This window comes from Umezawaea endophytica (assembly GCF_025061645.1).
GTDB lineage: Bacteria > Actinomycetota > Actinomycetes > Mycobacteriales > Pseudonocardiaceae > Umezawaea > Umezawaea endophytica.
In genome coordinates, this window is the sequence record NZ_JANYMP010000001.1 from 339710 (window position 1) to 350882 (window position 11173).

Annotated in this window: 8 protein-coding genes and 1 pseudogene; 4 read left to right on the forward strand and 5 right to left on the reverse strand. The window is 72.8% G+C overall.

From position 1 onward, the window contains the following. Nucleotides 1-34 precede the first annotated feature (34 nt). On the reverse strand, nucleotides 35-1096 hold the full coding sequence (locus NZH93_RS01500; protein WP_259621030.1) for a DUF4037 domain-containing protein: 1062 nt from the start codon (nucleotides 1094-1096) through the stop codon (nucleotides 35-37). A gap of 173 nt (nucleotides 1097-1269) precedes the next feature. Here NZH93_RS01500 and NZH93_RS01505 point away from each other — a divergent pair, with 173 nt between their 5' ends. After that, the gene (locus NZH93_RS01505; protein WP_259621031.1) at nucleotides 1270-1809 is read left to right on the forward strand and encodes a hypothetical protein; all 540 of its coding nucleotides are present in this window, start codon (nucleotides 1270-1272) and stop codon (nucleotides 1807-1809) included. Between the two features lie 24 nt (nucleotides 1810-1833). Here the strand turns inward: NZH93_RS01505 and NZH93_RS01510 are convergent, their stop codons facing one another. After that, nucleotides 1834-3603 (reverse strand): fibronectin type III domain-containing protein, encoded by a 1770-nt coding sequence (locus NZH93_RS01510; RefSeq protein ID WP_259621032.1) that lies wholly within the window; start codon nucleotides 3601-3603, stop codon nucleotides 1834-1836. A 220-nt stretch (nucleotides 3604-3823) separates the two neighbouring features. On the opposite strand from NZH93_RS01510, the gene NZH93_RS01515 reads away from it, so the two are divergent. Both NZH93_RS01515 and NZH93_RS01520 read left to right on the forward strand, forming a co-directional pair. Continuing rightward, on the forward strand, nucleotides 3824-5395 hold the full coding sequence (locus tag NZH93_RS01515; RefSeq protein WP_259621033.1) for a lipase family protein: 1572 nt from the start codon (nucleotides 3824-3826) through the stop codon (nucleotides 5393-5395). An 88-nt stretch (nucleotides 5396-5483) separates the two neighbouring features. After that, nucleotides 5484-7277: pseudogene (locus NZH93_RS01520) on the forward strand (RICIN domain-containing protein); the annotation flags it as partial. On the opposite strand, the gene NZH93_RS01525 reads toward NZH93_RS01520, so the two are convergent. Together NZH93_RS01525 and NZH93_RS01530 are read right to left on the reverse strand one after the other, a co-directional pair. Next, nucleotides 7270-7692 carry a hypothetical protein gene (locus tag NZH93_RS01525; protein WP_259621431.1) on the reverse strand — a complete coding sequence of 141 codons (423 nt, stop codon included), beginning with the start codon at nucleotides 7690-7692 and terminating at the stop codon, nucleotides 7270-7272. The pseudogene NZH93_RS01520 and the gene NZH93_RS01525 overlap by 8 nt on opposite strands. Nucleotides 7693-7820: 128 nt before the next feature. After that, nucleotides 7821-8753, reverse strand: coding sequence for an SDR family NAD(P)-dependent oxidoreductase (locus NZH93_RS01530; protein WP_259621034.1), 933 nt, complete (start codon nucleotides 8751-8753; stop codon nucleotides 7821-7823). Between the two features lie 84 nt (nucleotides 8754-8837). On the opposite strand from NZH93_RS01530, the gene NZH93_RS01535 reads away from it, so the two are divergent. Next, nucleotides 8838-9764 (forward strand): AraC family transcriptional regulator, encoded by a 927-nt coding sequence (locus NZH93_RS01535; RefSeq protein WP_259621035.1) that lies wholly within the window; start codon nucleotides 8838-8840, stop codon nucleotides 9762-9764. Nucleotides 9765-10034: 270 nt separating this feature from the next. Here NZH93_RS01535 and NZH93_RS01540 read toward each other — a convergent pair whose 3' ends face one another. Next, the gene (locus tag NZH93_RS01540; RefSeq protein ID WP_259621036.1) at nucleotides 10035-10808 is read right to left on the reverse strand and encodes a beta/alpha barrel domain-containing protein; all 774 of its coding nucleotides are present in this window, start codon (nucleotides 10806-10808) and stop codon (nucleotides 10035-10037) included. Between the last annotated feature and the right edge of the window lie 365 nt (nucleotides 10809-11173).

Below are 11173 nucleotides of genomic sequence, written 5' to 3' on the forward strand. Positions count from 1 at the left end.
GTAACGACCGCGATCAGTCCGCCGCACGTCCTTTTCACCCCAGGCCGTCGAGTCCGGGACCGGCGACGTAGCGGCGCCGCCGGTCGAGGAACGCCCGGTCGGTGAGGTCGGTGCTGTCGACGTACTGGTCGATCGCGCCGACCGGGGGCAGCGCACGGAGCGCCGGGTCGGCGATCGTCGCGACCAGCGCGTCGGTGAAGCGGTGGGCGTCGAGGACCAGGAACGGCCGGTCGTGGAAGTAGCGGACCCGCGGGTCGAGCGGCTCGGTCAGGCCGAGGTCGTTGTGCAGTCCGGCGACGACCTCGTAGGCGGGTGAGAGGTGCCGCTCGCGGTCCTGCCAGCTCCGCGCGGACAGCGCGGCCGACAGGTGCCCGGTCAGCGCCGGGGCGCAGGGCAGTGCGGCGAAGGCGGTGCCCAGCCACTTGCCGTACGGCGGGTACACCCGGTTCACCAGCAGGCACAGCCTCATCAGGTCGCGGACCTGCCGGGCGGCGACCACCGCGGAGCCGAGGTCGTCGCCGACCTCGCCGCAGCGCCCGACGAACGGCTCCTCCTGGGACAGTCGTTTCCACTGGCAGGCCAGGACGTGGCGCCACACGTCGTCCGGGTACCAGGCGAGCCGCTCCCGGTGGGACTCCAGCCGCCCCAGCCCGTCGTGGAAGACCGCGCCACCGGTCAGCTCGCGCAGCACCTGCGTCGGGACGGCCAGCCAGTCGGCGGTCGTGAGGGCCGCCGGGTGAGCGCCGAGCTGCGAGGTGAAGTAGTCGTCCAGGTCGACGACGTGCACCCAGTGCCGTGCGGGAGCGTCCGACGGGAACGCGAAGCGGACCGGGTAGCCGCGGAACTCCGCGGGCAGCTCGCGGTCGAGCAGCGCGTCCAGGTCGGCCGCACGGGCGGCGGAGTCCTCACCCCCGAGGAAGAGCTGGAGGCGCGGCCCCCAGGCGTGGTCGGTGGAGCGCGCGGTGTCGAAGCCCTGCACCTCCGAACCCCAGCCGATCAACGCCGCCGAGTGCGGCACCCCCTCCACGATCGGGGCGACCACCTCGGTGTGGAACAGGGCCGCCAGTTCGAGACCTGGCACGAAGGTTCGCGTCACGCCCGCCACCCTGCCAGGAGCGCCGACGGCGGGGCTTCCCCTTTTCCACCACGCGCCTGAGCCGAACGCGCGGTCGTCGGACTGCGTTCCGACGAGCCGGTGTTGGGTCGACCGCCGCTGTCGGCGGGTGCCGGTCGATGCCACAGTGGTGCCAGTCGGACGGGAGGATCATCATGCGGGCAGGGGTCGTGCTGGGCGCGGTGCTGGCTCTGAGCGGGTCGGTGTTCACGGCGGGGCAGGCGACGGCGGCGGGGTCGTGCAGCACCAGGACACCGTCGTCCACACCCGGTGGGGTCGTGGTCCGCGTCGTGTGCAGCGGGCCGACCGCGTTCATCGACGGCTACGGAAACGACTCGACCGACGCCAACCGGGAAGCGCTGCTGCTGCGGCAGTTCCAGGTCACCGTCGGCCCGACGTGCAGCGGGACGTCGAGCCGGGTGGACACCGGCGGGTACTCGCTGAGGATGACCTGTAGCTCGCCGACCAACTTCATCACCGCGTACGGCACCACCCTCTCCGACGCCGCCGCCGAGGCCCGGCTGCTGGAGACGTCGGCCCCGAACAGGGCGTGCACGCACACCTTCGTCGACCGGGTGTCCGGGGGCTACGAGGTGGACGGCCACTGCACGTCGCCGACGATCTTCTTCAGCGGCGTCGGGAGCACGGTGACCGGCGCGGCGGTGAACGCCAGGCTCGCCGCGGGCCTCGGCTGACGCACCAGGGGTGCTCCTACCGCCCTACCCCACCTTCGAGCCGGTAACCGGGACGTGGCCCCGGCTTTCGGGTCGGGGCGCGACGACGCACCTGGACCTCTCCGACTCGGCGGCGCCGTTGACCGCCGTCACGCAGAACTCGTAGTTCCAGGTGCCGGGGAACAGGTAGGCCACCCCGTGGCTGGTGCCCTCCACCACGCCACCATCCACTGTGGACGGACCACCACCGGTGGTGTTCCGCACCCACACGCGGTACCCGGCCGCTCCACTCGATCCGGTCCACGCCAGCCGGACCGTGGTGGCGTCGGTGGACGTCACCTGGAGGTCCGTCGGTGGCGGCGGCGTCCCGGCGCCGACCGTGACGGGGCGGGCCCCCGCCGGGATGCCACCGCCCGCGGCGTTCCACGTCGCCACCGCCACGCTGTAGCGGTGGCCGGGCACCAGCCCGTCGAGGTGCGCCGACGTGCCCTTGACCGCCGTGCCGCCGATCCACGCGCCGGGCGTGTCCTTGTCCAGGGTGATGATCTGGTACCGGTCGATCGTCGACGTGTGCTCGCCGGTCGGCTCGGTCCACTCGACGTCGACGCCCGTCGCCGTGGCGCGGGTGACGATGTCCTCCGGCCCGCGAGCGGTCTCCGGGTGGGCGACGGCGCTGACGACCGGGGACCAGTCGGACCTGACCTGGTCGCCGTTCTCGGTGCGGACCTGGTACTCCCACTCCTGGCCGTCCACGGTCCACGTGGTGTCGTGGCGGTTCGCCGCCGCCCTCGACTCGGCCCACGCCGTGGCGCCCTTGAGCCTGCTCCGCACGGTGTAGCCGTAGGCGCCGAAGACGGCGTCCCAGGTGACCGTGACACCACCGGGACTCGCCGCGGCGACGACGTCGGCCGGGACCGGGGTGGGCCGGGCCGGGATCGTGCCGGGCAGGGCGGGCACCGAGGACCCGAGGCCGTAGCTGTCGTGCAGGGTGCGCTCGAAGGCCTGGGCGATCTTGTACTCGCCGGTCGCGTTGGGGTGCAGGCCGTCGTAGCCGTCCGGGCAGCCGTCGAGTTCGCAGGCGTAGTTGCCGCGCCAGTCGACCAGCGCCACCGGGGAGGCCGGGGTGCTCCAGGACGGGATCGCGGCGGCCAGCATCCCGTTGTAGGCGTCGGTGTTGCGGGGCAGGTCCTCGCGACCGTCCATCCTGGTGCGCTGCGGCACGTTGGCCAGGGCGAACCTGATGTCCGGCTTGGCGGCGCGGGCCTGCTCGACCAGCGTCCGCATGCTGTCGAGGGTGCCCTCCGGTCCGCTGACGAACCAGCCGAGGTCGTTGAACCCGAGGCCCACCAGCAGGTAGTCGGGTTGGTGCAGCGCGACCTGCTCGCGGATCAGGGACTTGTCCTGGGCCGCTTGGCGACCCCACACGGCGAAGTGGTCGCTGTCGAACGGCTCCGTCCCCGCGGCGTACGCGCCGGAGGTGCGCGGCGGGCCGGGTGGAGGTGGCTGCTCGCCCTGGAGGGGCGGCACGGCCGGGGGCGCGGCGACGGCGGCGTCCTGGGTGCCGGTGTACGGGCCGACGAAGTCGACGGCCACGTCCTCACCCCTGAACCACTCCCACAGCCGGTAGCGCCAGGTCCAGTCGCCTTCGGCGCCGTGCGACATCGAGTCGCCCACCACCATGACCTTGATCGGCTCCCGGTCCGGCTCGGCGCCCGCGGTGCCCGTGGCGCCTGCCCCGACCAGGACCGCCGACAGGACGAGCGAGGCCGCGAGCCTCCACCGAGGACGGTGCGGCCGGGGTTCGGGGAGCGGCATGGAGGTCTTCCTTCCACCAGGTCGTCGGCGCCCGTGATCATGGCGTGCCGCCCGGTCGGCCGACAAGCGACGAACGGCTGGTAGGCCCATGTGAGACGACTCGACCCGTCCACTGAGGACGGTGCGGCGCGGGTGACACCACCGGGTGAACGACCACCGAACGGGTGCCTGGTCCGGTTACATTCCTCGCCGCAGAGCACCGTCGAACGAGGAGGACCCGGTGGCCCCACCCCCGACGGCGGGCACGCTCCTGGCCCACGACGCCCTGCCCGCAGCGTTCCGGCCATCGCACGCCGCCGACGCGGTCCGGGTGGTGTACCAGGGCGTCGGCTACGACGGGGCGAGCCGGGAGGTCAGCGGATCGGTGTTCCTCCCCGTCGGAGCGCCGCCCGCGGGCGGCTGGCCGGTGGTGAGCTTCGCCCACGGCACCACCGGGCTCGCGGACCACTGCGCGCCGTCGCGAACGGGGCTGAGCAGGCTGGAACGCGACCACGTGGCGCGGTGGCTGGCGGCAGGCTACGTCGTCGCGGCGACCGACTACGAGGGGCTGGCCACCTCAGGCCCCCACCCGTACTTCAACGGCGAGGCGGTCGCGGACGACGTGATCGACGTCGTCCGCGCGGCGCGGGGCCTCCACCCCGACGTCAGCGGGTCCTGGCTCGTGGCGGGGTTCTCCCAGGGGGCGCACGCGGCGCTGTTCGTCGGGCTGGTGGCCCACCACTACGCGCCCGAACTCGACTTCCTCGGCACGGTCGCGCTGGCTCCCCCGGTGCACCTACCGCTGCTGGTCGACGTCCTGACCGGTGACGGTGGCCGCCGGGTGTCCGTGCTGCTGCCGTTCCTGCTCGCGGGCCTGCGCGCCTCGCACCCGGACTTCGACCCGCGGCCCTTCCTCACCGACGCGGGCGGCGCGCTCGTCGACGTGGCCTCCACGGCGACGCTGGTGGACATGTTCCGCGCCATCGACCGGCAGACCAACGACGCCACCGGGATCACCGGGATCCGCGCGCGGCCGGGCATCGACCCGGTGCTGCACGCCTGCCGCGTCCCGGTCACCAGGATGGACCGGCCGGTGTACATCACGGCGGGCGACTCCGACGAGGTCGTGCCGGTCGAGGTGGTGGAAAGCTTCGTCGCGGACCTGCGCCGCACCGGCACGGCGGTGCGCTTCGACCGGCACGGCGGGGCGACGCACGCCGACGTGCTCGCGGCGGGTCACGAGCAGGTGGTCGCGTGGAGCGGCACCCTGGCCGCGAGCGCGCGCCCGGCGGGGCCGGGCGTGACGAGGTTCGGCGCGCTCGACGCCGACGGGGACGGGCGGCTCACCGAGGACGACTTCGAGGTGTTCGCGCTGCGCCTGGTCCAGGCCTTCGGCGAGGCGCCGGGGTCGCCGACCGCGCTCGCGGTCCGCCACCACTACCGCGAGCTGTGGCGGGCGGTCGCGCGCCGGTCGGACCTGGACGCCGACGGCGCCGTCAGCCAGGCCGAGTACCTGCGCCTGCTGGACGGGGCGGCACTCGACGACGGGTTCGACCGGGACGTCCGGCCGCTGGCCGAGGCCGTGGTGCGGCTGGTCGACGCCGACGGGGACGGTGTCGCGGACGCCGCCGAGTTCACCCGCCTGCTGCGCGCGTGCGGGCTGTCCGACGAGGAGTCCGCCGTCGCGCTGGCCGCCGTGGACCACGACGGGAGCGGGTCGGTGTCGGTGGTGGAGGTCGTGGAAGTGGTGCGGGACTTCTGCCTGGACCCCTCGCGGGGCGAGGCGGGTCGCTGGGTGTTCGGGCGGACCTGAGCGCTCCTGCCGCGGGCTGGTCGCTCGGCCGAGCGGTCCCTTGACGACCCGAATGTGAGCGCTAACATTCGGGGCGACACCGACGTCGGAGGGCTGGTGGCAGGGCACGCGGGACTCGTCCGGCGCCATCACCGTCGACACCGCGGAGTGGCCCGGCGGGATGAAGGCCATCGCCGACTACATCCACGGCAAGGGCCTGAAGGCGGGCATCTACACCGACGCGGGCCGGGACGGCTGCGGCTACTACTTCCCCACCGGCCGACCGGCAGCGCCTGGCAGCGGCAGCGAGGGCCACTACGAGCAGGACCTGGAGCAGTTCCAGCGGTGGGGCTTCGACTTCGTCAAGGTCGACTGGTGCGGCGGCGACGCCGAGGGCCTCGACCCGGAGACCACCTACCGGGCGATCAGCGCGGCGAACCAGCGCGCCACCGCGCGCACCGGCCGTTCACTGCTCCTGTCGATGTGTAGCTGGGGCAAGGGGAACCCGTGGAACTGGGGGCCCGGCACGGCCCCGATGTGGCGCACGAGCACGGACATCATCTACTGGGGGCAGACCGCGTCCCTGCCGCCGGTCCTGTCGAACTTCGACCAGGCGCAGCACCCGGTCTCGCAGCACACCGGGTACGTGAACGACCCGGACATGCTCACCATCGGGATGCCCGGCCTGACCGACGCGCAGGGCAGGACCGAGATGGGCCTGTGGGCGATCTCGGGCGCGCCCCTGTTGGCGGGCAACAACGTCGCCACGATGAGCACGGCCACCGCGGCGACGTTGAAGTCACCCGAGGTAGTCGTGGTCAACCAGGACGCGCGTGGCCTGCAAGGCGTGAAGGTCGCCGAGGACACCACCGGGCTCCAGGTCTACGGCCGGGTCCTGTCGGGTTCCGGTCGGCGGGCCGTGCTCCTGCTCAACCGGACCGCGTCCGCCGCGCCGATCACCGTGCGCTGGACCGATCTCGGCCTCACGGCGGGAGCGGCGAGGGTGCGCGACGCCTGGGCCGCCACCGATCTCGGGAGCCCCACCACCGGTTACACCAGGACCGTGCCCGCGGGCGGTTCGGCGCTGCTCACCGTGACGGGCACCGAGACGACCTCCGCGACGTACGAGGCGGAGGCCGCGGGCAACACCCGCGCGGGCTCGGCGGCGGTCGAGCCGTGCGCGGGCTGCTCCGGCGGGTCCAAGGTGGGCCGGATCGGCGGCGGTGGCGCGAACACGCTGCGGTTCAACGGGATCAGCTCGGCCGCGACCGGTCTCTCGGTCGCCTCCATCGTCTACACCAACGGCGGGACGACCCCGTTGACCGCGACCCTCACGGTCAACGGGCAGACGCCGACCACCATCGTCCTCCCGCCCACCGGCTCCTCCACCACGGCGGGCACGGTGTCCGCCCTCGTCTCGCTGCGCAAGGGGACCACCAACACGATCACGGTCGCCAACCCCTCCGCCAGGACGGCGGACCTTGACGCCGTGGAACTCTCCCCGCTGCCCGGCACGAACGGGCGCGAGGTCGTCGGCGCGCAGTCCGGCCGTTGCCTGGACGTCGACCGCGGCACGATCACCAACGGCACCCGCCTCCAGTTGTGGGACTGCGCGGGCGGCACCAACCAGACGTGGGTGCCCAACGCGCGGAAGCAACTGGTCGTGTACGGCACCAAGTGCCTCGACGCGTTCGACAACGGCACCGCCAACGGGACCGAGGTCGTCATCTGGGACTGCAACGGCCAGACCAACCAGCAGTGGAACGCCAACGCGGACGGCACCATCACCGGCGTCCAGTCGGGCCTGTGCCTCGACGCCTACGGGAACGGCACGGCGAACGGGTCGAGGATCGTGCTGTGGACCTGCGGTGGCGGCGCGAACCAGCGGTGGTCGCTCACCTGAGCAGCAGGACGCCGGTGAGCACGAGGGCCACGACCTTCGCGACCTCCAGGGCGATGTACACGTGGTGGGCGTGCGAGCGCGGCGCGTCCGCCCCGGCCAGCACCAGGTCGGACCGGCGGGTCAGCCGCGGCCGGACGGCGAGGAGTTGCGCCAGCAGCACGGCGACCGCCGCGGCACCCGCGACCACGGAGCCGGCGGGCGGCGAGCCGAGGAGCGCCGCGACCACGAGTACCACGGCCAGGACCGCTTCGGCGGTGTTCAGCGCGCGGAACACGACCCGGCCGATACCGAGCCCGATCCGCACCGTGACATCGGGCGCGCGGAACTTCAGCGGCGCCTCCAGGAAGGAGATCGCCAGTACCATGCCCAACCAGAGGAACGTGACCGCCACGGCCACCGCCCGCCCCGCGTCCAGCACGGTGACCCCCTCGCTCAAGTCCTTTGTGGACACCCGATTCGACGCGCTCCCGCCAGCGCCGAGTGTAGCCGGCCCACCGCACCGGCACGCAGCCCGCGCGACTACAGCCGCCCGCGCCGCCCCCATCACCCCAGCGCGCGCGAGCCGAGTGCCCACAACCGTTCCGCCGCTTCCGGGTCCACCGCGTGCGCGGCCACGCCGCCGGGGTGCCCTTCAACGGCGACCGGGGCCACCTGGTTGCCCTCTACGTACTGCCCGGTCAGGTCCCGGACCAGGGGTGAGCCCGCCAGCAGCACCGAGGCGGCGGCGCCCTCGGCCAGTGTCCGGGAGTACGGCTGCTCGATGATCGCGCCGTGCTCGTCCATCGCGCCCATCGCCTTCATCGTGGCGTCGTCGACGTGGCGCTGGAGGCCGGTCATGACCCAGCCGGGGTTGACGGCGTTGGCCGTGACGCCGTCCTCGGCCCACCGGCGGGAAGCGCCCACGGCGAGCAGGACGTCCGCGGTCTTCGACTGCCCGTACGCGGACCACCGGTCGTAGGGCCGCCGCTCGAACTGCGGGTCGGCGAAGTCGAACGGCGCGTCGCGGTGCGCGCCGGAGCTGACGACCACCAGCCGGGACCGGCCCGCGGCCCGGAGGTGGCCGTGCAGCGCGGAGGCCAGGGCGAAGTGGCCGAGGTAGTTCGTGGCGAGCTGGAGTTCCCAGCCCAGCGCGGTGACCCGGCGCTCGGGGATCGCCATGACGCCCGCGTTGGCGACGAACACGTCCAGCGGGCCCGACCAGGCGCGGGCGAACGCGGCGACGGAGTCGAGGTCCGCCAGGTCGAGGGCGGCCACCCGAACGGCGCCCGTCGGGAGTTCGGCGACCAGCGCGGCGGCACCGGCCGGGTCGCGCACGGCGACCGTGACCTCGGCCCCGGCGCGGGCGAGCGCCCGGACGGTCTCGGCGCCGATGCCGGAGGCGCCGCCGGTCACGACGATCCGGCGGCCGACGAGGTCGACGCCGTCGAGGACCCGCGTCGCGGTGGTCCGGGCGGTGAAGGGGAGCGATGTGGTCATGTGACCGACCGTAGGTCCAGCCTCCTGGACTCACTATCATTCGGAGTCCACGATCCTTTAGCCATCGTCCAGGAGGAGGTGCTGGTGGATCCGCTGGAGAACGTGCTGTCACTGCTGGAGACGCGCGGCTACCTGTCGTCCGGCCTGGTCGCGGGCGGGAGCTGGGCGGTGGCGTTCGACCCGCCGGAGGGCGTCAAGTTCAACACCGTGCGGCGCGGCCGGTGCAGGCTGGCGGTCGACGGGCTGCCCGACGAGGTCGACCTCGCGGAGGGCGACTGCTTCCTGCTGACCCGGCCGACCGCCTTCCGGCTCGCGGGTGGCGAGCCGACCACCCCCGTGCCCGCCGGTCCGCTCTTCGCGGCGGCGGCGGTGACGCACGGCGGCCCGGCCCGCACGGGTGAGGGCGCGGACGTCGACCTCATCGGCGGCGGCTTCACGTTCGGCGCGCGGGCCCGAGCCCTGCTGCTGGACGCCCTGCCGCCGGTCCTGCACGTGCCCGCGGGCACGCCGGAGGCGGCCACCGCGCTGTGGGCCATCGGGCAGGTCGACGCCGAACTGCGCCAGGACCGGCCCGCGGCGGGCCTGGTCGCCGAGCACCTCGCGGTCGTCATGCTGATCCAGGTCCTGCGGCGGCACCTGGCCACCGACCCGCGGTCGACCTCCGGCTGGCTGGCGGGGCTCGGCGACCCGGTCGTGGCCCCGGCGCTGCGGGCGCTGCACACCCATCCGGACCGCGCCTGGACGGTGGCCGCGCTGGCACGGACGGCGGCCGTGTCGCGGTCGACGATGGCCGCCCGCTTCCGCGACGTGGTCGGCCGCGGACCGGTCGACTACCTCACCGGCTGGCGGATCGAACTCGCCGCGGACCGCCTGCGCCGCGGCGCGGACACGATCTCGGTCATCGCCCGCGACATCGGCTACGGCTCGGAGAGCGCGCTCAGCGTGGCGTTCAAGCGCGTCACGGGCCAGTCCCCCGCCTCCTACCGCAGGGCCCACGCACCGACCCCGTGACGGGACGTCCAGGACACGGACACCCGTCCCCCGAACCGCGGCGACCCCATCACGAAGAATCGACGATCCGCGCGCAGAGCCCTCACCGGAGGACGACAGGCACACCCAAAAGGGCTTGACCTGTTTTCCTCCTGCGGAAAACACGCACTACAGGCACCCCGCACTCACACCGTGAGCCCAATAGCCGCCACACCACCGCAATTACCAATCACGGCGACAACGACAACAAGAAAAGAAACCCGAACCACTCTCATCGTCGCGAATATTTGCTCACGCAGTGCGCGAATCCTGTAGCTCGCCGACCCCGAAGTGCGATTCCGCGGCTTCTCGGAAATCCTCCATCACCGTGACCGGGGGACGACCGTCGTCGAAGAGGACGCTGTTCACCAGAATTCCGGCCGCCCCCGCCGCCGCGGCGTCGCGCACGTGGTCGACGGTGCCCACACCGCCGTCCAGGACGACCGGGACGGGCAGCTCGCAGGTCTTGACGAAGGTCGCCGTGTCGAGGATGCCCGCGCGGGCTCCGATCGCCGAGCCCATGACGCGCAGTAGCGGGCACCCGACGTCGACCGCCCCCCGAGCGGCCTCGTGATCGTTGGACAGCAGTGGCAGGACGATCAGCGACGGGTCCCACTCGATCAGCCGCCGAGCCGCCTCGACGACCTCGTCGTCGCGCGAGGAGCGGAGGTCCGGGGTGAGGACCTCCAGCTTGATGACGCGCTCCCCGGTCATGTCCACGGCCAGCTTCGCCACGCGAACGGCCTCGTCGGCGCTGGTGCGGAGGTTGACGTTGACCATCTTCACGTAGGCCGAGACGTCGACCCGCTCGCCGACCTCGTCGTAGCCGACGCCGGCGAAGCCGTGTTCGAGCGCGTCGCGGCGACGGCTCTCGTCGAGCCGGTGGGTGTTGATGGGCAGCACGTTGGTCCCCGACGCGCGGAGCAGGCCGACGACGGTGTCCAGGTCGGCCCGGTGACGCTCGGTGCCGAAGCAGTGCCAGAAGGAGGTCAGCCGCACGTCGGCCACCGTGATCAGCTCAGTCATGTCGCTCCTCGTCCGGACGTGGGCAGGACCGGTCCGGCCGGACGCGCGCCAGCACGCCCCGTCCGACCCGACTTGTCCCGGTGAATAGCTCGGCAACCGCTGCGCCGAAATAGCGGCGGACTCGCTCCTCGCAGCATTCCCTTCTGCCGAGTTGATTCGCTCCGATGGCGAATCCCGCTCGAACCTGCCCGCGAACTCACCATTGCGGCATTCCAGAAGACCTGTCAATTGTGATGGGCGTCACACCGCATTACCTCTTGCGCTCGGCGACTCGTCATCACACGATGTAATCGCTGGGGAGCGCGGTTCACGATTCACTTTCTTTGCCGGTCTATCGCACCACGTGCCGTAGACCGGCTCAGTCG

Excerpts from the sequence above, each read along its gene's own strand:
- NZH93_RS01505 (WP_259621031.1), top strand. The coding sequence starts at position 1,270 with ATGCGGGCAGGGGTCGTGCTGGGCGCGGTGCTGGCTCTGAGCGGGTCG.
- NZH93_RS01510 (WP_259621032.1), bottom strand. The coding sequence starts at position 3,603 with ATGCCGCTCCCCGAACCCCGGCCGCACCGTCCTCGGTGGAGGCTCGCG.
- NZH93_RS01530 (WP_259621034.1), bottom strand. The coding sequence starts at position 8,753 with ATGACCACATCGCTCCCCTTCACCGCCCGGACCACCGCGACGCGGGTC.
- NZH93_RS01540 (WP_259621036.1), bottom strand. The coding sequence starts at position 10,808 with ATGACTGAGCTGATCACGGTGGCCGACGTGCGGCTGACCTCCTTCTGG.